Source organism: Actinosynnema pretiosum (assembly GCF_024171695.1).
Taxonomy (GTDB): domain Bacteria; phylum Actinomycetota; class Actinomycetes; order Mycobacteriales; family Pseudonocardiaceae; genus Actinosynnema; species Actinosynnema pretiosum.
On record NZ_JAMTCF010000010.1, the window covers coordinates 313513 to 333611 of the forward strand.

At 73.0% G+C, this 20099-nt stretch carries 21 protein-coding genes and 1 CRISPR repeat array; of the genes, 8 read left to right on the top strand and 13 right to left on the bottom strand.

Annotated features, from left to right (window positions below):
- Positions 1 to 10: 10 nt before the first annotated feature.
- Entirely contained in the window at positions 11 to 1441 is a 1431-nt protein-coding gene (locus LV78_RS22140) for a serine hydrolase domain-containing protein (RefSeq protein ID WP_253847508.1), read from the bottom strand.
- Between the two features lie 152 nt (positions 1442 to 1593).
- Between LV78_RS22140 and LV78_RS22145 the strand changes: the two genes are divergently transcribed.
- Positions 1594 to 2709: an FAD-dependent oxidoreductase gene (locus tag LV78_RS22145; protein ID WP_253847509.1), complete on the top strand. Its 1116-nt coding sequence runs from the start codon at positions 1594 to 1596 to the stop codon at positions 2707 to 2709.
- Between the two features lie 47 nt (positions 2710 to 2756).
- On the opposite strand, the gene LV78_RS22150 is transcribed toward LV78_RS22145, so the two are convergent.
- Positions 2757 to 3317, bottom strand: coding sequence for a TetR family transcriptional regulator (locus LV78_RS22150; protein ID WP_253847510.1), 561 nt, complete (start codon positions 3315 to 3317; stop codon positions 2757 to 2759).
- A 160-nt stretch (positions 3318 to 3477) separates the two neighbouring features.
- On the opposite strand from LV78_RS22150, the gene LV78_RS22155 reads away from it, so the two are divergent.
- Positions 3478 to 3900: a nuclear transport factor 2 family protein gene (locus tag LV78_RS22155; protein WP_253847511.1), complete on the top strand. Its 423-nt coding sequence runs from the start codon at positions 3478 to 3480 to the stop codon at positions 3898 to 3900.
- A gap of 81 nt (positions 3901 to 3981) precedes the next feature.
- Here the strand turns inward: LV78_RS22155 and LV78_RS22160 are convergent, their stop codons facing one another.
- Genes LV78_RS22160 through LV78_RS22170 form a run of 3 tightly spaced genes read right to left on the bottom strand, consistent with a single transcriptional unit; the run spans position 3982 to position 6975 of the window.
- The gene (locus LV78_RS22160) at positions 3982 to 5505 is read right to left on the bottom strand and encodes a tripartite tricarboxylate transporter permease (RefSeq protein ID WP_253847512.1); all 1524 of its coding nucleotides are present in this window, start codon (positions 5503 to 5505) and stop codon (positions 3982 to 3984) included.
- Complete coding sequence (locus LV78_RS22165) at positions 5498 to 5992, bottom strand: tripartite tricarboxylate transporter TctB family protein (protein WP_253847513.1); 495 nt, start codon at positions 5990 to 5992, stop codon at positions 5498 to 5500. Before LV78_RS22165 ends, LV78_RS22160 begins: the two co-directional genes overlap by 8 nt.
- Entirely contained in the window at positions 5989 to 6975 is a 987-nt protein-coding gene (locus LV78_RS22170) for a Bug family tripartite tricarboxylate transporter substrate binding protein (protein ID WP_253847514.1), read from the bottom strand. The genes LV78_RS22165 and LV78_RS22170 overlap by 4 nt, the downstream gene beginning before the upstream one ends.
- Positions 6976 to 7128: 153 nt before the next feature.
- Here LV78_RS22170 and LV78_RS22175 point away from each other — a divergent pair, with 153 nt between their 5' ends.
- Complete coding sequence (locus tag LV78_RS22175) at positions 7129 to 8703, top strand: ATP-binding protein (protein ID WP_253847515.1); 1575 nt, start codon at positions 7129 to 7131, stop codon at positions 8701 to 8703.
- On the top strand, positions 8700 to 9386 hold the full coding sequence (locus LV78_RS22180) for a response regulator (RefSeq protein ID WP_372494980.1): 687 nt from the start codon (positions 8700 to 8702) through the stop codon (positions 9384 to 9386). The genes LV78_RS22175 and LV78_RS22180 overlap by 4 nt, the downstream gene beginning before the upstream one ends.
- Positions 9387 to 9431: 45 nt before the next feature.
- On the opposite strand, the gene LV78_RS22185 is transcribed toward LV78_RS22180, so the two are convergent.
- From LV78_RS22185 to LV78_RS22200, 4 genes are all read right to left on the bottom strand, one after another.
- Positions 9432 to 9821 carry a YciI family protein gene (locus tag LV78_RS22185; RefSeq protein ID WP_253847516.1) on the bottom strand — a complete coding sequence of 130 codons (390 nt, stop codon included), beginning with the start codon at positions 9819 to 9821 and terminating at the stop codon, positions 9432 to 9434.
- A gap of 65 nt (positions 9822 to 9886) precedes the next feature.
- Complete coding sequence (locus LV78_RS22190) at positions 9887 to 11452, bottom strand: alpha-amylase family protein (RefSeq protein WP_253847517.1); 1566 nt, start codon at positions 11450 to 11452, stop codon at positions 9887 to 9889.
- On the bottom strand, positions 11449 to 12408 hold the full coding sequence (locus LV78_RS22195; RefSeq protein ID WP_253847518.1) for a TIGR03885 family FMN-dependent LLM class oxidoreductase: 960 nt from the start codon (positions 12406 to 12408) through the stop codon (positions 11449 to 11451). Before LV78_RS22195 ends, LV78_RS22190 begins: the two co-directional genes overlap by 4 nt.
- Positions 12409 to 12630: 222 nt before the next feature.
- Positions 12631 to 13021: a CRISPR direct-repeat array (repeat unit 26 nt; unit sequence TTTCCCCGCGTACGCGGGGGTGGTCC).
- Between the two features lie 69 nt (positions 13022 to 13090).
- Positions 13091 to 13678 carry a TetR/AcrR family transcriptional regulator gene (locus LV78_RS22200; RefSeq protein WP_253847519.1) on the bottom strand — a complete coding sequence of 196 codons (588 nt, stop codon included), beginning with the start codon at positions 13676 to 13678 and terminating at the stop codon, positions 13091 to 13093.
- A gap of 65 nt (positions 13679 to 13743) precedes the next feature.
- On the opposite strand from LV78_RS22200, the gene LV78_RS22205 reads away from it, so the two are divergent.
- Positions 13744 to 14604, top strand: coding sequence for a ketopantoate reductase family protein (locus LV78_RS22205; protein WP_253847520.1), 861 nt, complete (start codon positions 13744 to 13746; stop codon positions 14602 to 14604).
- Positions 14605 to 14625: 21 nt separating this feature from the next.
- On the opposite strand, the gene LV78_RS22210 is transcribed toward LV78_RS22205, so the two are convergent.
- Complete coding sequence (locus tag LV78_RS22210) at positions 14626 to 15084, bottom strand: HXXEE domain-containing protein (RefSeq protein ID WP_253847521.1); 459 nt, start codon at positions 15082 to 15084, stop codon at positions 14626 to 14628.
- 37 nt (positions 15085 to 15121) lie between these two features.
- On the opposite strand from LV78_RS22210, the gene LV78_RS22215 reads away from it, so the two are divergent.
- Positions 15122 to 15706: a TetR/AcrR family transcriptional regulator gene (locus tag LV78_RS22215; protein ID WP_253847522.1), complete on the top strand. Its 585-nt coding sequence runs from the start codon at positions 15122 to 15124 to the stop codon at positions 15704 to 15706.
- Positions 15707 to 15720: 14 nt separating this feature from the next.
- Here LV78_RS22215 and LV78_RS22220 read toward each other — a convergent pair whose 3' ends face one another.
- Positions 15721 to 16287 carry an FxsA family protein gene (locus LV78_RS22220; protein ID WP_253847523.1) on the bottom strand — a complete coding sequence of 189 codons (567 nt, stop codon included), beginning with the start codon at positions 16285 to 16287 and terminating at the stop codon, positions 15721 to 15723.
- A gap of 107 nt (positions 16288 to 16394) precedes the next feature.
- On the opposite strand from LV78_RS22220, the gene LV78_RS22225 reads away from it, so the two are divergent.
- Entirely contained in the window at positions 16395 to 17774 is a 1380-nt protein-coding gene (locus tag LV78_RS22225) for a KamA family radical SAM protein (protein ID WP_253847524.1), read from the top strand.
- A 169-nt stretch (positions 17775 to 17943) separates the two neighbouring features.
- Here the strand turns inward: LV78_RS22225 and LV78_RS22230 are convergent, their stop codons facing one another.
- Together LV78_RS22230 and LV78_RS22235 are read right to left on the bottom strand one after the other, a co-directional pair.
- Entirely contained in the window at positions 17944 to 18324 is a 381-nt protein-coding gene (locus LV78_RS22230) for a hypothetical protein (protein WP_253847525.1), read from the bottom strand.
- Between the two features lie 19 nt (positions 18325 to 18343).
- The gene (locus LV78_RS22235; RefSeq protein WP_253847526.1) at positions 18344 to 19339 is read right to left on the bottom strand and encodes a magnesium transporter CorA family protein; all 996 of its coding nucleotides are present in this window, start codon (positions 19337 to 19339) and stop codon (positions 18344 to 18346) included.
- A gap of 121 nt (positions 19340 to 19460) precedes the next feature.
- Between LV78_RS22235 and LV78_RS22240 the strand changes: the two genes are divergently transcribed.
- Complete coding sequence (locus tag LV78_RS22240) at positions 19461 to 20087, top strand: Crp/Fnr family transcriptional regulator (RefSeq protein WP_253847527.1); 627 nt, start codon at positions 19461 to 19463, stop codon at positions 20085 to 20087.
- Positions 20088 to 20099 lie beyond the last annotated feature (12 nt).

Below are 20099 nucleotides of genomic sequence, written 5' to 3' on the forward strand. Positions count from 1 at the left end.
TCCACGGACGCTACCCCGTCACCGGGCGGGTGAGGCGGACCAGGCGGGTGATCAGGACCGCGAGGTTCAGGGCGGCCGAGAGCGCGAGCCAGAGCACCAGGGCGGGCGAGTAGAGCGCGAGCTGGAACGCGGTGATGTCCCGCCCGCCGCCGACCAGCAGCCCGAGGAGGGTGGGCGCGAGCAGCAGGAAGGCCGCCGGGACCAGTCGTGGGGCCAGTCGGGCCACCACCTGCCAGGTCGTGCGGGGACGCCACGGCCTGCGCAGGGCGAGGGCCCCGAGGACGAGGCTGAGCACCGTCAACGCGCCCAGGGCCAGTTCCACAAGGGAGCGGGGTGACGACGGTTGCGCGTCCCGGCCCTCCAGGATCGCGGCGATGCCGTCCTCCAGCGCGCCGGTGCCCTCGTTCCCCAGCGCCACACCGGAGTTCGCGAGGACGACGACCCCGTGGCCGGAGTCCAGCAGGAGCTGACCGGCGCAGTGCGTGAACCAGATGCCGCTGTGCCGGGCCTCGCCCTCGCCGGTCTGCCAGCCGAGGCCGTAGGTGCTGCCGGGGAAGGCCGGAACCCGCATGGCGGCAAGGGTTTCCGGGACGGCCAGCCGCGCGGCGCCGGACTGCGCGGGACCGGACCGCGCGGCACCGGACTGGGCGGCGAGCCACTTGCCCATGTCCTCGGCCGTGCTGACGATCCCGTCCGAGCCCGCGACGAACCGGCTCGGCTCGGTGGTGGGGATCGAGGCGCCGTAGGCGAAGAGGTGCCCGTCCGCGACGTCGTCGGGCAGCTCGTCGGTGGTGGTGATCGCCGTGGTGTCCCGCATGTCGAGAGGGGCGAAGACGTTGTCGCGCAAGTAGTTCGCGAACTGCTCGCCGGTGACGCGCTGCACGACGAGCGCGGCGAGGTGGAAGTTGGTGTTGGTGTAGTGGTAGCGGGCGCCGGGGTCGGAGGCCAGCGACGTCGGGTTGACCCGCGCCACCACCGCGTCCAGCGAGTCCGGTTGCGGCAGGCTCTTCTCGGGCAGGGTCCGGTCGGTGATGCCGGAGGTCTGCCCGAGCAGGTGCCGGGTGGTGATCGCGGCCCCGCGCGGGTCGGCGAGGTGGAACTCGGGGACGTGGCGGGTGATCGGCGCGTCCAGGTCCAGCTCGCCGCGCTCGGCGAGCTGGACGGCGGCGAGCGCGGTGAACGACTTGCTCACCGACGCGATGGGCATCCGGGTCCTGGCGGTGACTTCCGCCCCTGCGGACGTGGTCCCGCGTCCGAAGGTCCGCACGACCCGGTCCCCACGCGTGATGGCGACGGCGACACCGGGGTAGGCGGCGGCGTCGGCCTGCTCGGCGACGAACCGCTCGACGGCGGCGAGGTCCGGTTCGGTCGCGGCGGTGGCCGGTGGTGCGGCGGTCAGGAGCAGTGCCGCGACGAACGCGGCCGTGGCGCTTGCGGTCATTGTCCCGCTCTCGGTGGTCGTTCGGGGGTCGACGGCGACGCTACGAACAGCGGGACCGGTGGCGCAGGACCGGAAGGTCAGGCGGCGCCCCCGACTTTCGTCAGGGGTGCCGGGACGGGCGCCGACCGGTAGAACTGACCGGGAGGCAACAAATGACCACCGCTGTCGCCATCGTCGGAGCCGGGCTGGGCGGGCTGGCGCTCGCCCGCGTGCTGCACGTGCGCGGAGTGGACGCCGTCGTCTACGAGCGCGAGCCGTCACGCGGGGCGCGCGGCCAGGGCGGGATGCTCGACATCCACTCCGGGCAGGCCGCGCTGCGCGAGGCGGGCCTGATCGACGGCTTCCACGCGATCGCGCGCGGCGAGGGCCAGGACATGCGGCTGCTGGACGCGGACGGAACCCTGCTGCTTCAGGAGGACACCCCACCGGACGCCCCGCTGGCCCGCCCCGAGGTCGACCGCGCGGACCTGCGCGACCTGCTGCTCGACTCGCTGCCGGAGGGCGTCGTGCGCTGGGGCCGGGCGTTCGAGTCGGCGGCGGACGGCGTGCTGCGCCTGGAGGGCGGCGGCAGCGCGCGCTACGACCTGCTGGTGGGCGCGGACGGCGCGAACTCGCGGGTGCGCCCGCTGCTCACCCCCGCGCGGCCCGCGCACACCGGTCAGCACATCGTGGAGCTGGGCATCCCCGACGCCGACCGGACCCACCCGGAGCTGGCGGAGCTGGTGGGCCGGGGCAACTACTGGGTGCTGGGCGACGGGCAGTCGCTCGGGGCGCAGCGCAACGGCGACGGCCGGGTGCGCCTCTACCTGAGCTTCTACCGGACCGAGGCGGACTGGATCACGGCCTGCGGCGTCCCGTTCCACGACCCGGAGGCGGCGAAGGCGCGCCTGCTGGAGCTGTTCGCGGGCTGGGACCCGAGGTCGACGGCGCTGATCGAGGCCTGCGACGACGTGGTCGTCCCCCGCGCGATCACCGCCCTGCCGGTGGGCCTGACCTGGCCGTCGCGCCCGGACGCGACCCTGCTCGGCGACGCGGCCCACCTGATGCCGCCTGCGGGCGAGGGCGCGAACCTGGCCCTGCTGGACGGCGCGGCACTCGGCCGGGCGGTGGCGGCGCACCCCGGCGACCTCGGGGCGGCGGTGGCGGAGTACGAGCGCGGGATGTTCGAGCGGTCCGCAGCGGCTGCCCGGCAGTCCGCGCAGCTGCAGGAGGCGATGGCGGCCCCGGACGCGGCGCGGCGGATGCTGGCGTTCTTCCAACCGGACTGACCGGCTCCGGTCACCGACTGCCCACCGGCTTCCGCGACCCTCCCCCGCTACCGCGCGATCGCGGCGAGCTGGGACAGCGCGGCCCCGGTGAACGTGGCCAGGTCGGCGGGGTCGGCGGCGCGCAGCCAGCGGCGGTAGGCGGTGCGGAAGACCTGGGCGCCGACGTGGGCGGCGAGTTCGGCGGTGTCGGGGGCGGTTCCCCGCAGGCGGAGCACGTCGGCGAGGGCGTCGGCCAGCGACCGCTCCTTGCTCAGCTCCCGCTCCAGCAGGCCGGGGTTGGCCGAGATCAGCGCGTCGCGCAGGTGCTGGGTCTTCCGGGGGCCCAGGGCTTCCCAGTCGTAGTCGGCCAGGGTCCGGACCACGGCGTGGAGCGGCTCGGTGACGTCGGGCGTCTCGCGCAGGGCCTGGACGAGCGCCGCGTGGAGCGCGTCCGAGTCGGCGAACAGCACCTCCGCCTTGTCGGGGAAGTACCGGAAGAAGGTGCGGGTGGTGACGCGGGCCCGTTCGGCGATCTGGACGGCGCTGGCCCCCTCGAAGCCCCGCTCCTCGAACAGCTCCACGGCGGCCTGCTTCAACCGGTCCCTGCTGCCGTGCTCCCACCGAGGCATGGCGCCCAAGGTAACCGGGCGCCGGGGCCGGTTCCAGCGGGGTGCGTCGCGGCGTGACATCACCCACCTTGATGTCACGCCGCGACATCAGTGCTACGGTGATGTCACGCCATGACATCACCTGGGGGCGGCGCCCCGCGAACGGGAAGAGGACCGGAAGATGGCGCTGACGACCGAGGACCGCCTGGAGATCACCGAGACCCTGTCGCTGCTGGGGCACCTCGCCGACAGCGGAGGACCGGACCGGCTGGAGGAGGTCTTCACGCCGGACGCCGTCTACGACCTCACCGCCGCCGGGATGGGCGCCTTCACCGGGATCGACGCGATCCGCGAGGCGGCCGGGCGGATCGCGGCGCACGGGCCCGTCGCGCACCACCTCACCAACGTCGTCATCGGCGGCGAGGAGCAGGACGGCGTGGTCTCCGCGCTGTCGAAGGGGCTCCTGCTGATGGCCGACGGGAAGGTCGAGAGCATCGTCATGGCGGACGACGTCCGGCGGCACGGGGACGGCTGGCGGATCGCCAGGCACGTCGTCACGCCGCAGCGCGCCCCGCGGCGGCTGGACGCGCACTCCCCCGCCTGACCTGCGGGTCCGGCGCCCGGAAACGCCGCCGGGGGCGGTGGCGACCCGCAAGCCCCCACCGCCCCCGGCCGCCGCACCGGCTCAGTCCGCCGTCACCTTCTCCGGCTCGGCCGACCCGGCCACCGCGCGCTTCGCGCGCACCCGCAGCACCACCGCCGTCACCAGCACGACCGCCAGCACCGCGTAGGCCACCGCCGCGAACGGGCTGGTCACCAGCGCCGTCGCGTCGCCCTGGCTGATCTGCAGGGTCCGCCGCAGCTGCTCCTCGGCCATCGGCCCGAGGATCAGCCCGACCACCATCGGCGCCACCGGGTAGCCGTGCCGCCGCATGAAGAACCCGATCACGCCCACGATCAGCAGCACGATCAGGTCGTCGGTCACGAAGTTCACCGCGTACGTGCCCAGCGCCGCGAACAGCAGGATGCCCGCGTACAGGTACGGCCGGGGGATGCGCAGCACCTTGACCCACACCTTGACCAGCGGCAGGTTCAGCACCAGCAGCATCACGTTGCCGATGTACAGCGACGCGATCAGCGTCCACACCATCGCCGAGTTGTTCGTGAACAGCAGCGGCCCCGGCTGGATGTTGTAGCTCTGGAACGCCGCGACCATCACGGCCGCCGTGGCGGTCGTCGGCAGGCCGAGGGTCAGCAGCGGCACCAGCACACCGGCCGCAGCCGCGTTGTTCGCCGCCTCCGGACCGGCCACGCCCTCGATCGCGCCCTTGCCGAACTCCTCGGGCCGCTTCGACAGCTTCCGCTCCGCCGCGTACGACAGGAACGTCGACACGTCCGCCCCACCGGCCGGGATGGTGCCGATCGGGAAGCCGATCGCGGTGCCGCGCAGCCACGGCTTCCAGGACCGCGACCAGAACTCCCGCGTGTTCCACTTCCCGCCGACCGGCACGACCTCGATCGGCCCGTGCCGCAGCCGCGAGGCCACGTACAGCGCCTCGCCCACCGCGAACAGCCCGACGGCCACCACGACCACGTCGATCCCGTCGGCCAGCGTGCTCACCCCGAGGGTGAACCGGGTCTGACCGGTGAGCGTGTCCGTGCCGACCAGGCCGATGAACAGCCCGAGCGCCAGCGAGGCCAGGCCGCGCACCGGCGAGGACCCGAGCAGCGCCGCCACGGTCGTGAACGCCACCACCATCAGCGCCACGTAGTCCGCCGGTCCCAGCTTCACCGCGAAGTCCGCGACGGTGGGCGCCAGCAGGGTCAGCAGCACGGTGGCGATGGTGCCCGCCACGAACGAGCCGATCGCCGCCGTGGCCAGCGCGGCGGCGCCCCGCCCGGCCTTGGCCATCCGGTTGCCTTCGAGCGCCGTCACGATCGACGCGGACTCGCCTGGTGTGTTGAGCAGGATCGACGTGGTCGACCCGCCGTACATGCCGCCGTAGTAGATGCCCGCGAAGATGATCAGCGCGGCGGTGGCGTCCAGGGTGTAGGTCAGCGGCAGCAGCAGCGCCACCGTCATGGCCGGGCCGATGCCCGGCAGCACGCCCACCGCCGTGCCCAGGGTGACCCCGAGCAGGGCGTAGAGCAGGTAGGCGGGCTGCGCGGCGGTCGCGAAGCCCTCCAGGAGCAGTCCGAGGTCACCCATCGATGAGTGGCACCCCCTCCAGGATGCCGGCGGGCAGCGACAGGCCCAGACCGGAGGCGAACACGACCTGCACGACCAGCGCCAGCACCACGGCCAGCGCCAGCGCCTTCCACCAGGTGGCGCCGAGCGTCCACGCCGCCCCGGCGAACAGCAGCGCCGCCGCGACCGGCCACCCGGCCGACTCGATCAGCACCAGGTGGGCCACCAGGATGGCGACCAGCTTGACCACGGTCAGCCAGTCGGTGCGCACCCCGGTGTCCACGTCCTCGCCGTCCTCGGCCTCGCCGAGCTTGCCGCGCGCGGTGGCGACCACCGCGGCGATCCCGGTGGCGATGAGCAGCGCGCCCACCGCGTAGGGGAACGCCCTGGGCCCGACCGAGCCGGCGACGCCGCGCGCGGCGATCGTGGTCGCGTCGACGAGGGTGAACACGCCCAGCGCCGCGACCAGGGCGCCGAAGACGTACTCCTCGATGCGGGCGGAGATCACTTCTTCACCAGGCCGAGCTCGCCGAGGATGGGCTGCACGCGGCTGACCTCGTCCTTGAGGAAGACCTCGAACTCGGTGCCGCTCAGGAACGTGTCGGTCCAGCCCTTCTTGGCGACCTCGTCCTTCCACTGCTGGCTGGCGCGCATGTCGGTGACCAGCTTGACCAGCTTGTCCTTGGCCTCGGGCGCGAGGTTCTTGGGCGCCACGACGCCGCGCCAGTTGATCAGCTCGACGCCCTGCTCGGCGAGCGTGGGCGCGTTGAGGTCCTCGTGGACCTTGGAGCCGGAGGTGGCCAGCGCGCGCAGCTTGCCCGCCTTGACCTGCTCGCGGTACTCGCCGACGCCGGAGATGCCGACGTCGACCTGGTTGCCCAGGAGCGCGGCCAGGGACTCGCCGCCGCCGGAGTAGGGGACGTAGTTGAGCTTGTCCGGGGTGAGCCCGGCGGACTTGATCAGCATGGCGGCGAGGATGTGGTCGGTGCCGCCCGCCGAACCGCCGGTGAAGCGGACGCCGGTGCCCTTGTCCTTCACCGCGGCGAGCAGGTCGGCCACGGTCTTGAACGGCGAGTCGGCGGGCACGACCACGACCTCGTCCTCGGCGGTGAGGCGGGCGATCGGGGTGGTGTCCTCCATGCGCACGTCGGAGCCGTTGGTCTCGACCGCGCCGACCATGACCAGGCCGGTGACCATCAGGAACGTCTCGGACTTCTCGTTGGCGAGCTTCTTGAGCCCGACCGTGCCGCCCGCGCCGCCCACGTTGCTGACCTGCACGGACTTGACCAGGTCCGCGCCGGTGATGCTGGCCTGCATGGACCGGGCGGTCTGGTCCCAGCCGCCGCCGGGGTCGGCGGGGGCCATGATCTCCAGGCGGTTCACGGCCCCGGCGGCCTTGCCGCCCCCACCGCTGCCGCCCGCGCCGCAGCCCACGAGCGCCACGCCCGCGGCGATGACCGCCGCGGCGATGCGGGTGTGCTTTCTCGACATGTCGCGCCTCCGCTGTGCTCCCCGGAGCGACGGTGCTCCGGTTCCGGGGAACGTAGGGGGACGGGAGCGAGTCGGTAAGACATTGGTCGTAAGGGCCGTATTGTTCGTTTAGGTCGTGGCGTCGATCACACTCTTTGGTTCAGAATGCCGAACATGCGCCGCCGTTCGGTCCCCCTGGGTGTCTCCCTGCTCGTGCTGCAGGTGGGCATCGTGCTGCTCACGACCTGCGCGGCCGGGCTGATGGCGGCCAAGCTGCAGAGCGACCGCATCCGCGAGTCGTACCGGGAGCGGATGCTGTCGGTGGCCGAGAGCGTGGCGCGGCTGCCGTCGGTGCTGGAGGCGTTCGGCTCGCCGGACCCGGCCGCGACGATCCAGCCGCTCGCGGAGCTGCTGCGCAAGGCCTCGCAGGTCACGTACGTGGTGGTGACCGACCGGCAGGGCGTGCGCTACGCCCACCCCGACCCGGCGCGCATCGGCGAGCCGGTGTCCACCGACCCCAGCTCGGCGCTGTCCGGGACGGTGTACGTGGGCACCGAGACGGGCACGCTCGGCACGTCCCTGCGCGCGAAGGTGCCGATCAGGAACACGGCCGGGACGGTCATCGGCATGGCGTCGGTGGGCATCCTGGAGGAGGAGCTGGCCGCCGACCTCGCCGAGGACCTGGGCGAGCTGATCGGCTGGCTGATCGCGTCCGCGCTGGTCGGGGTGCTGGGGGCGGCGCTGGTGACGCGGATGGTCCGCAAGCGCACGTTCCGGCTGGAACCGGCCGAGATCGCGCAGCTGCTGGAGACCCGCGAGGCGATGCTGCACGGGGTGCGCGAGGGCGTGGTCGCCATCGACGCGACCGAGCGGTTGGCGCTGGTCAACGACGAGGCGGTGCGCCTGCTCGGGCTGACCGACGACCCGACCGGTCGGCCCGCCGCGCAGGTGCTGGAGCACGGCGGCCTGCTGGACCTGGCGCGCGGCGACGACGCGGCCGACCGGCTGGTGCTGGCGGGCGAGCGGGTGCTGGTGGCGAACCGGATGACCGCCCGCACGCACGGCCGCCCGGTCGGCGTGGTGCTCACGCTGCGCGACCGGACCGAGCTGCACGACGCGCTGCGCGAGATCGACGGGCACCGGGCGGTCACCGAGGTGCTGCGGGCGCAGGCGCACGAGTTCTCCAACCACCTGCACGTGATCGGCGGGCTGCTGGAGCTGGAGCGCGGCGACGAGGCGGTGCGCTACATCGAGCGGGTCGGTGGCGCGGGGTCGGTGACGGCCGACATCATCGGCGGGGCCGAGGCCGACCCGGCGCTGGCGGCGCTGCTGCTGGCCAAGTCGAGCACCGCGCACGAGCGGGGCGTTCGGCTGCGGCTGGACGCCGGGTCGCGGGTGCGGGCGCGGGCCGGTGACGACGCGCTGACCGTGCTCGGGAACCTGGTCGACAACGCCGTGGACGCCTCCGGCAACGGCGGCGAGGTGCGGGTCCTGGTGGACGCGGGCGGGTCGGGGGTGCGGGTGCTGGTCGAGGACGACGGGCCTGGCGTCGCGCGGGAGCGGCGGGCGGAGATCTTCACCCTCGGGGTGAGCACGAAGGCGCCGAGAGGGGCGCACGGACGAGGGATAGGACTGGCGTTGGTGTCCAGGGTGGTCACCCGGCGGCGTGGCCGGGTCGACGTGTCGGATTCTTCGGAGCTGGGCGGCGCGTCGTTCGACGTGTGGCTGCCGGAAGCGGGGTCCAGGTGACGGTGGTGCGGGCGCTGGTCGTGGACGACGACTTCGCGGTGGCCGCGGTGCACCGGGGGTTCCTGGCGTCGCTGCCCGAGTTCGAGGTGGTGGGCGAGGCGCACGACGGCGACGCGGCGCTGCGGGCGGTGGACGAGCTGCTGCCGGACCTGGTGCTGCTCGACATCCACCTGCCGGACATGTCCGGCTTGGAGGTGCTGGCCAGGCTGCGGGCGCGCGTCGGGCCGCCGGTGGACGTGATCGCGGTGACGGCGGCGCGGGAGCGGGAGACGGTGCGGCAGGCGATGTCCAAGGGGGTGGACCACTACCTGGTGAAGCCGTTCACGCGCACGGCGTTCCTGGACCGGATGCGCGAGTACCTGGCGCGGCGGGTGGAGGTCCAGCGGCTGGGCGACTGGCTCGACCAGGACGAGGTGGACCAGCTGATGCAGCACCGGCCGGCGAACGTGCTGCCCAAGGGGCTGTCGGCGGTGACGCTGCGGCTGGTGACCGAGGCGCTGCGGGCGGCGGAGGGGGGCTCGGTCGCGGGGAACATGTCGGCGCAGGAGGTGGGCGACCGGGCGGGGTTGTCGCGGGTGAGCGCGCGGCGGTATCTGGAGCACCTGGTGGCGGTGGGGAAGGCGGAGGTGCAGCCCCGGTACGGGGTGGCGAACCGGCCCGCGCACGGGTACCGGTTGACGTGAGGCGGAGGGGTGGCCGCGTCCGCGCGCGGCCACCCGTCGTCGGGCCTAGTGCTGGCCGGGGTGCAGCGACCGGAGCTCCAGCCACTCGCGGATCGGTTCGCCGTTCGCGCCGGGGGCCGCCGACAGCTCGCCCGCGATCTCCAGCGCGCGCTCGTGTGAGGCGACGTCGATCATCATCCAGCCCGCGACCAGGTCGTGGGCGTCGGGGATCGGGGTCTGCGCGAGCGCGCCCGGACCGTCGCTGCGCACGAACACCCCGTCGTCGGACAGCGCCGTGGAGCCGACGAACTCGCCCGTGACGGCCAGCCGCCCGGCGAGGTCGTTCATGTGGGCGACGTGCGCGGCGACCTCCTCGGCCGTCCACCGGTCCATCGTGGTCCAGCCCTCCACCGGCTCCGGACCACCCCGGTAGTGCTTGATCAGCAGGTACTTCACGCGCGCTCCTCCGCCGCCGGGTTCCGGGCCGGGACCACGTCGGCCCCGGTCCGGAACCCACGGTCTCACGTCATCCGGTCGACGTCCGTGCGGAACCACCGGCACCCGTACGGCTCCAGGGTCAGCCGCACCACGCCCTCGTCGTCGGCCTGCACCGTCCCGTCCACCAGCAGGTCCGTCAGCCGCTGCCCCGGCTCCAGGTCGGGCACCTCGAACTCCACCTCCCGGTCGTCCAGGTTGTGCGCGGTCAGCACCACGTGCCCGTCCACCTCGCTGTGCTGCACCAGCACCGCCGCCTCACCGGTGTCCACCACCCGGTGCGCGCCCCACGCCAGCTCGGGGCACTCCCGGTACCGCTCCACCAGCAGCCGGAACCACGCCAGCAGCGATCCGGGGTCCCGGCGCTGCTCGCTGACCGCCTCCCAGTCCATCGGCACCCGCACCGCCATCCGCCCCTCGCGGGACAGGTCCTCGCCGAGGCCGATCTCCTCGCCGTAGAACAGCACCGGCGTGCCGGGCAGCGAGAACAGCAGGCTGTACACCATCCGCACCCGCCGCTCGTCCCCGTCCAGCATCGGGGGCAGCCTGCGACGCAGCCCCCGCCCGTACACCTGCATGTCCGGGTCGGGGCCGAACGCGGCGAACACCTCCTGGCGCTCGGCCTCGGTGAGCTTGTCCAGGGTCAGCTCGTCGTGGTTGCGCACCACCGTGGCCCAGTGCGCGTCGCGCGGCGGTTGGGGGCGCTCGCGCAGCGCGTGCGTGAGCGGCGAGGCGTCCCGGCGGGCGAGCGAGAGGTACATCTGCTGCATCCCGACGAAGTCGAAGCACATCGTCAGCTCGTCACCGACGCCCTCCGAGCTGCCGAAGTAGCGCAGCGCGTCGTTGTAGGGCACGTTCACCTCCCCCAGCAGGACCGCCTCGCCGTCGCGGCGGGACATGAACGCGCGCAGGTCCTGCAGGTAGTCGTGCGGGTCAGGCAGCGCCTCGATCGGCGCCTCCAGCAGGAACGGCACCGCGTCGACCCGGAAGCCGGACAGGCCCAGCTGCATCCAGAAGCCCATGACGCGGGCGATCTCGTCGCGCACGTCCGGGTTGGCCACGTTCAGGTCCGGCTGGTGCCGGTAGAAGCGGTGCAGGTAGTACTGCTTGGCCTTGCGGTCGTAGTCCCACAGCGAGGTCTCCTTGTCGGGGAAGACCACGCCGTCGTCGGCGTTCGGCGGGCGCTCGTCGGCCCACACGTACCAGTCGCGGTAGGGCGAGTCCGGGTCGCTGCGGGCGGCCTGGAACCAGGGGTGCCGGTCGGAGGTGTGGTTGACCACGAGGTCGGCGATGACCCGGATGCCCCGGTCGCGGGCGGTGCGGACGAGCTCGGCGAACTCGCCGAGGGTGCCCAGGCGCGGGTCGACGGAGTAGTAGTCGGTGATGTCGTAGCCGTCGTCGCGGTTCGCGGTGGGGTAGAACGGCATCAGCCACAGGCAGGTGACGCCGAGGCGGTGCAGGTGGTCGATCTTCTGGATCAGGCCGCGGAAGTCGCCGATCCCGTCGCCGTTGCCGTCGTGGAAGGTCTCCACGTCCAGGCAGTAGACGACGGCGTTCTTCCACCACAGGTCGGCGGTGTCGGTGAGCCTCACGCCCGCACCTCCGGGAGGACGCGCTCGCCGAAGGCGTCCAGGAAGCGGTCCTGCTCCTGGCCGACGTGGTGCAGGAAGACCTTCTCGAAGCCGAGCTCGACGTAGCTGCGCAGCAGCTCGGTGTGGCGGCCGAGGTCGGAGGAGACGTTGACGACCCGGCCGATCTGCTCGGGGGTGACGTGCTCGGAGACGGCGTCGAAGTGCTCGGGGGTCTCCAGGTCCCAGCAGATCGGGGGCGGGAAGACGTTGCTGCGCCACTGGTCGTGCGCGATGGCGCGCGCGGTGTCCTCGTCGGGGTCCCAGGAGAGGTGGACCTGCAGGTGCAGCGGCCCGCGACCGCCCGCGTCGCGGTAGGCGTCGGCCATCTTGCGCAGGTGCTCGGCGGGGGCGTTGACGGTGATCAGGCCGTCGGCCCAGGAGGCGCACCAGCGTGCGGTCTCGACGCTGACGGCGGCGCCGACCAGGGCGGGGGGCTCGTCGGGGAGGGTCCACAGGCGCGCGCGGTCGACGGTGACCAGGCCGTCGTGGCTGACCTCCTCGCCGCGCAGCAGGGCCCGGATCACGTCGACGCACTCCAGCAGCCGGGCGGACCGGAGGTCCTTGCGGGGCCAGGGGTCGCCGGTGATGTGCTCGTTGGCGGCCTCACCGGTGCCCAGGGCGGTCCAGAAGCGGCCGGGGTACATGGCGCCGAGGGTGGCGATGGCCTGGGCGATGATCGCCGGGTGGTAGCGCTGGCCGGGGGCGTTGACGACGCCCATGGGGAGGTTCGTGGCCTGGAGCGCGGCGCCGAGCCAGGCCCAGGCGAGGGCGGACTGGCCCTGGCGGGCGCTCCAGGGGGCGAAGTGGTCGGAGCACATGGCGGCGTCGAAGCCGACTTCCTCGGCCTTGCGCACGGCGTCCAGCAGTCCGGTTGGGTGGATCTGCTCGTGGGAGGCGTGAACGCCCAAAACGGTCATGGACAGGCGGTACCCCGTCGCTCGGGTGGGTGAACCTGGGGATGATCATTTGGGGAGGGGTGGAGGCGGGAAGACGGCGGACGGGGTAGCGAGGGGTGGGCGATGATGAGCGCTACTGGGCCTGCCAGGCCGCAATCGCAGCACCGGCCAGTGAAACCGAAACTGCGATGAACCGAATCAAAAGGACCCCTTGAGCACGTAAACTCACTGGTCAACAAGTGTTTTCCCCGCGCACGCGGGGGTGGTCCGAGGTCCGGCCAGTAGATCGGCCGGTCCGGCAGGTTTTCCCCGCGTACGCGGGGGTGGTCCGTCGTTCGCGACGCCTTGCAGGCTGATGACCTGGTTTTCCCCGCGTACGCGGGGGTGGTCCCCTGACCGCGGAGCAGCAGGAGCGGGTGCGGCTGTTTTCCCCGCGTACGCGGGGGTGGTCCCTTCTTGTTGTCCTGCTCGAACGCCGCGCTGAGGTTTTCCCCGTGTACGCGGGGGTGGTCCCATGGTGCGCCGCCTCGGCGAATCACTGTCCAAGTTTCCCCGCGTACGCGGGGGTGGTCCCGCCTCGACGCCGAGCTCGCCCAGCGCCTTGGCGTTTTCCCCGCGTACGCGGGGGTGGTCCGTCCGAGAGCGAGTCACCGAGCGGGATGGTCGGGTTTCCCGCGCACGCGGGGGCAGCCAAGCGCCCCTATCAAGCCCCAGTCGCCGACGCGCTCATCGCCGCCGCCAGGAACGTGATCACCCACCGCCGCGCCTCACCGCCGCCCCCGTCCACCGCCCCGACGCGGTCCACCGCCGTCACCGACAGCACCCCCCGCAACCGGAACACCAGCTCCTCCCGCGAGACCCCCGGCAGCGCCCGAGCGAAAGCCTCCAGGTAGCGCGCCCCGACCTCACCCTCCTCCCGCCCGACCCAGCGACGCATCTCCTCCGCCGGGTCGCACACGATCGCCACGATCAGCCGCGACCGGCTCCCCTCCCCCATCCCGTCGAACAGCGGCCCCGCGAACCCCTCCACCAGCTCCGCAACGGTCGGCGGCTCAGGTCGGGCCAGCAAGCGGTCCAGCGCTGCGGACTGCGCGGCGATGATCGGTTCCACCACCCTGCGGACCACCTCCGTCAGCAGGTCCGCCTTCGAGCCGAAGTGGTACTTCACGGCGGCCAGGTTCGCCCCGGCCAGGTCGGTGATCGCGCGGATCGAGGCCCCCGCGAAGCCGCGTTCGGCGAACAGCCGCTCGGCCGCGTCCAGCAGTTGGGTACGGGTGTCCGGTGCGTCCACCGCAGTATCATACGATCGTTTCATTAAAACGACCGTTTGACTGACCCCCGTGGAAGAAGGTCACCATGAAACTCCTGGTCTACGGCGCGGGCGCGCTCGGCAGCCTGTTCGCCGCCCGGCTGCACGACGCCGGGCACGACGTCTCGCTGCTCGCCCGAGGCGCCCGGCTCGCCGAGCTGCGCGCGCACGGGCTGCGGCTGGTCGAGGAGGACCGGCACGACGTCCGGTCGGCGCCGGTGCGGGTGGTCGACCGGCCCGAGGACGGGTACGAGCTGATCATCGTGCTGGTGCGCGCGCACCAGGTGCGCGCCGCCCTGGAATCGCTCACCCACGTCGACGGCGACGTCCTGGTGCTGGCCAACTGGGCCGCCGGACCCGAACCGCTGAGCGCGGTGATCGGGCGCGACCGACTGCTGCTCGGCTTCCCGACCGCAGGCGGGCGGCTGGTCGACGGGGTGCTGCGCCACCGGGCGGACTCGTGGATCACCCGGCTGGTCACGGTGCCGATCAGCGAGCCGGACGGGCGCGTCACCCCCAGGCTGGAGCGAACGCTGCGGCTGTTCCGGGAGATCGGGATGGACGCCAAGGCCGAACCGCAGGTGGACGCCTGGCTGACCACGCACGCCGCGGTCGAGGTGCCGCTCGGGCAGGCGGTGGACGCCGCGGGCGGACCGGCGGCGCTCGCGGGCGACCGCGCGGCGGTGCGCGAGCTGGTCCACACCATGCGGCGGAACCTCGCCGCGACGGCGGTGCCCGTGATCCCCTCCGTGATCGGGGTGCTGCACCGGCTGCCCACCGCAGTGGTCGCGGCCGTGGTGCGCCGCTTCCTGCTCAGCCGGATCGCCGAGCGCGGGCTCACGCCCTCCCCCGCCGCCACGGCCGAGATGGCGGCGCTGGCCGAGCAGTTGCGCGGCCGGGCGCGGTGAGCGCGGCGGGCCCGAGGGGGGTCACGCTCCTCGGGCCACCCGCTTGGCCAGCACGTGCGCACCGCCCACGACCAGCGGGAACGCCGCCAGCGCCGCCCGGCTCCCGCCCCGCCACACGCCCTCCCGGCGCAGCCGCCGCCACGCCCACAGCGCGTACGGGGCCACGACCGTCGGCGCGGTCAGCACCCCCGGCGCGTACCCCCGGAACACCGCGCTCGCCCCCACGTGCGTGACGGCGTGCAGCCCGAACCCGGTCAGCGCGGCCTGGAACAACCGCGACCGGCCGCCCGTGCGCGCGCCGTCCGCCGCTGCCGCCGCCATCACCAGACCGACCGCGCCGATCGCGACGGCCGACTCGACCCGGCCGACCGTGGGCACCGCCGGGTGCTCCCGGCTCCACGACGACATCGTCGCCAGCTCCTCCAGGTCGTGCGCGACCCACGCGGCCAGCAGTCCCCAGGTGACGCTCTTCGTGATCACCACAGTTACGTTACACAGTGGAACGTATCCTGGTCGCGTGCCCAGACCCCGTGATCCCGAAGTCGACCGCGCCCTCGCGTCCGCGACCATGAGCCTGCTGGACGAGGTGGGCTTCGAGGCGCTCGCGCTCGACGCCGTCGCCACCCGCGCCGGGGTCAGCCGCCCCGCGCTGTACCGGCGGTGGCCGACCAAGCTGCACCTGGTCGCGCACGTGCTGGCCGAGTCGGCGATCCCCATGCCCGACCCGGACACCGGCAGCGCGCGTGAGGACCTGCGAGCACTGGTGACCGCGCTGGTGGACGGCCTGTCGTGGGTGCTGCTGGCGGTGCACGCCGAGGCCAGGCGGGCCCCGGAGCTGGGGCTGCACGAGCGGTTCCTGGCCGGGCGGCACGCGCTGGTGGCGCGGGTCGTGCGGCGCGGGGTGGCGCGCGGCGAGCTGCGGGACGACCTGGCGCCGGAGCTGGTGCGCGACCTGCTGTTCGGGCCGCCGCTCTACCACTGGTTCGCGACCGGCGAGCGGGCATCGGTGGACCGGGTGTTCGACCACGTGTGGCCCACCCTCGTGCCCGGCCGCGACGAGTCCGGAACGACGTCAGGCCCCACCCGAGCGGGTGAGGCCTGACGGGTGGAACCAGGTCAGCGGGTGGTCGGCCCCGACTCGCCGGAGGGGCCGTCGACCACCCGCGAGTCGATCACCACGCCCTCGATCGCGTTGCCGCCCAGCGGCCTGCTCTCCTGCCTCGGCCGGGGAGCGCCCGCCTGACCGCTCAGGTCGATGATCACCCCGTCGACCACCACGTTCCCCGCGCCCGGCGGCCTGCCGAAGCGCTGGTTGAGCACGGCGTTCGCGGCGCGCTCGCGCGAGCGGCGGGCGATCCTGGCCCCGACCGCGCGCCGCACCGGCGGCAGGAGCAGCAGCAGGCCCGCGACGTCGCTGATGAAGCCGGGCAGCACGATCAGCAGCCCGGCCGCGACCAGCAGCACCCCGTCCGCGACCTCCTCGTGCGGCTCGCGCCGGTTGCGCAGCGCCTCGTTGAACGCGGCCATGCTGCGCGCCCCCTCCCGCCGCAGCAGGAACGAGCCCGCGACCCCTCCCAGGATCAGCAGGCCGAGCGTGGGCAGGAACCCGAGGTTGACCGTCACCGCCACCAGGGTGGCGATCTCGACTCCCACGGCGACCAACAGCAAGGCGAACACGCGCATACCCCCACAACGCACGAACACCCCGAAACGCTCCCTGGCGAAATATTTACGCCAAACCCGCCCTCTGTCAGCATGGTTTATCGCCATCTCGCGACTGAGGAGGACAGATGACTGCGCTCCACGACGCGAACGCGGTCGGCACTGGGCCGCAGCCCTACGCCTACCGCAGGGACGAGCTGGTCGAACCCGACTGGCGGCGGTTACCGGGCTGGCGGGACGTGACCGCCCGGCAGTGGCGCGACGCCCAGTGGCAGCGCGCGCACTGCGTGAAGAACGTGAAGCAGCTGCGCGCGGTCCTCGGCGACCTGGTCGACGACCGGTTCTACGCCGACCTGGAGGCCGACCAGGAGCAGCTCGCGACCATGTCGATGCTGCTGCCGCCGCAGATGCTCAACACGGTGGTGCCACGCCTGGAGGAGGGCGGCGACTTCACCGAGGCCTTCTACGCCGACCCGGTGCGCCGCTACATGCTGCCGGTGCGCTCGGACCGCGACCCGGACTGGCCGAGCCACCCGCACTCCTCGCGGGACTCGCTGCACGAGGCCGAGATGTGGGTGGTGGAGGGCCTGACCCACCGCTACCCGACGAAGGTGCTGGCCGAGCTGGTGTCCACCTGCCCCCAGTACTGCGGGCACTGCACCCGCATGGACCTGGTCGGCAACTCCACGCCGCAGGTGGCCAAGCACAAGCTCGCGCTCAAGCCGGTGGACCGGCAGGACCGGATCGTGGAGTACCTGAGGAGCACGCCGGGCGTGCGGGACGTGGTGGTCTCCGGCGGCGACGTGGCGAACGTGCCGTGGCCGCAGCTGGAGTCGTTCCTGATGCGGCTGCTGGGCGTGGAGACCGTGCGGGACGTGCGGCTGGCCACGAAGGCGCTGGCCGGGCTGCCGCAGCACTGGTTGCAGCCGCAGGTGGTGGAGGGCCTGGAGCGGGTGGCGCGCACGGCCGCGCGGCGCGGGGTGAACCTGGCGATCCACACGCACGTCAACCACGCCAACTCGGTGACGCCGCTGGTGGCGGAGGCGGCTCGGACGGCGCTCGCGGTCGGGGTGCGGGACGTGCGCAACCAGGGGGTGCTGATGCGCGGGGTGAACGCGACCGCGGCGGACCTGCTGGACCTGTGCTTCGCGCTGCAGGGCGAGGCCGGGGTGCTGCCGTACTACTTCTACATGTGCGACATGATCCCGAACGCCGAGCACTGGCGGGTCGCGGTGTGGGAGGCGCAGGAGCTCCAGCACGCGATCATGGGCTACCTGCCGGGGTACGCGACGCCCCGGATCGTGTGCGACGTGCCGTACGTGGGCAAGCGGTGGGTGCACCAGGTGCAGGAGTACGACCGGGAGCGCGGGGTGTCGTACTGGACGAAGAACTACCGCACCGGGATCGAGCTGGACGACGCGGAGGCGTTGGACCGGCGCTACCCGTACTACGACCCGATCCGGTCGCTGCCGGAGGCGGGCAGGCGGTGGTGGGCCGAGCAGGGGTGAGCGCGGCCCGGTGACCCCGGTGACTCCGGCTCCGCGACGCGGGTGGGCGTCGCGGCGCCGGGGTGGGCGCGTGCGCGGTGGTCCCCCGCGCGGCCAGCGCGCCGAACAGGGGGTCCCGCCGCTGCACGCGGCGTCGCACGCGCGTGAGGGCCTGCGGTGCGGGCGGGGGTCAGGCGGCCGAGTTGTGCTTGGGCGACTCGAACCAGTCGACCGCCAGCAGCGCCACCATCTCCGGCGAGGAGCCGTCCGAGTCCCACTTGAGGCCGTCGAGGCTGGTCACGTCCACGCCCGCGCTCTCGGCGCGGCCCTGGTCGTCCGAGGCGGGGCCCCAGCCCGCGCGCAGGCCGGAGGCGTCGTAGTCCAGGCGCAGGGTGACGGTCGTGCCGCCGCCGCCCATCTCCAGGACGACCAGCAGCCACGGGGCGCCGTCGGGGTCGCTACGCAACCGGTAGGACATGCCCGGTAGCTGCGCGTCGAGCACCGCCGCGAAGGTTCTCTCGTCCCCGGTCGGCTCGCGGGTCTCCCCGGTGAAGGTGATAGCTGTGTCCACAGTGGAGGAGGGTAGGCGGTCACAACCAGTCTTCGTGCTTGAACAGCGAATAGAGCCCGAGACCGCCCGCGGTGATCGCGGCGGTGGAGGCCCAGAAGCCCCAGGGCTGGTCGAAGCCGGGGAAGGGGATGTTCTGGCCGAAGTAGCCGGTGATCGCGGTCGGGACGGCGATGACGGCGGCCCAGCCGGTGACCTTCTTCATGACCAGGTTGAGCCGGTTGGCCTGGATGCTGAGCTGGGTCTCGCGGACGGTGGCGACCAGGTCGCGCAGCGAGTCGGTCCACTCGGCGGCGCGCAGGACGTGGTCGTAGACGTCCTGGTAGTAGGGGGCCATGCGGGTGTCCACGAGGTCGTGGTCGCGGCGGACGAGGGCGTTGACCACCTCGCGCATGGGCAGCACGACGCGGCGGAGCGCGACCAGCGACTTGCGCAGGGCGAGGGCCTGGCGCTGGAGGTCGGTGTCGGAGCCGCCGCGCCTCCCCGGCCCCGACCGGTCCTGGTCGGCGAACACCAGGTCCTCCAGCCCCTCGATCCGCCCGTCGAGGGCCTGGACGGCGTCGAAGTGGGTGTCGACGGCGTAGTCGAGCAACCCGTGCAGCAGGTACCCGACGCCGCTGGCGGCCAGGTGCGTGGTGGCGTCCCAGCGGTCGACGACGGCGTCGATGTCGAAGGCCTCGTCGGGCCGGACGGTGACGAGGGCGTCGGGGGTGGCGAAGGCGGTGATCCCGGCGGTGGTCAGCGCGCCGTCGTCCCCGAGCCGGACGGCGTAGGCGGTGAGCAGCCGGTGCGTGTCGTACTCGTGCAACTTGGGCCGCTCGTGCGGCTCGACGGCGTCCTCGACGGCGAGCGCGTGCCACCCGAGCTCCTCGCCGACCCGGTCCAGGAGGGCGGGGTCGGGGGCGAGGAGGTCGATCCAGACGAGCGCGCCGTCCTCGCGCCGGAGGTCGGCGGCCTCGCGGGGGTCGAACCCCTCGGCTTCGAGGACGCCGTGCCGGTAGAGGCGGGTGCGGGGCACGGGAGTGGACAGTAGTCCGGTCGTGTGGCGGGCGCGCGGGGGCGTTCCGGTGACGCGGGGGATGCGATATGTACGTGCGGTGATCGCGGAATCAACGGAATCACGGGGTTTTCGACGGTTGTTGGGCGAGCCGGGGTGGCAGGGGCTGCTGAAGCTCGGCAGTCCGCGCTCCTACGAGCCGGGAGACCGGCTGCTGCACCAGGGACAGCAGGGCTCCGAGGTGCTCGCGCTCGTGTCGGGCCGGGTCGCGGTGGTGCTGCGCAAGGAGAACGGCGAGCGGATGATGCTGGCCCTGCGCGGCGCGGGGGACCTGGTAGGCGAGTACGCGGCGCCCACCAGGGAGGGGCGCATCGCGGACGTGGTGGCGGTGGACCGGTGCCGGACCAGCGTGGTGCTGTGGCCCGTGATGGAGCACTACTTAAACAAGACCGGGTGCGCCCTGTTGCTGAACGGCTACGTCCGGTCCAAGTCCTACCAGTCCGCCCACCGCATGGACCGGAAGAACCTGCCCACCGAGTGCCAGATCGCCCGGTTCCTCCTGGAGCTGGCGGAGCTGGCCGACGCGAGCCTCCCGGCGCCCGAGCAGGTCCCGTTCCCCCAGTCGGAGATCGGCCCGCTGCTGAACATGGCCCGCAGCACCGTGATGGCGAACATCAAATCGCTGAAGGCGATGGGGGCGTTGAGGGGCAGGCAGAACGAGCTGTTCATCGGGAACAAGGCAGTTCTGCGGAGCGCCGCCGGAGTGTGACCCACATCACCT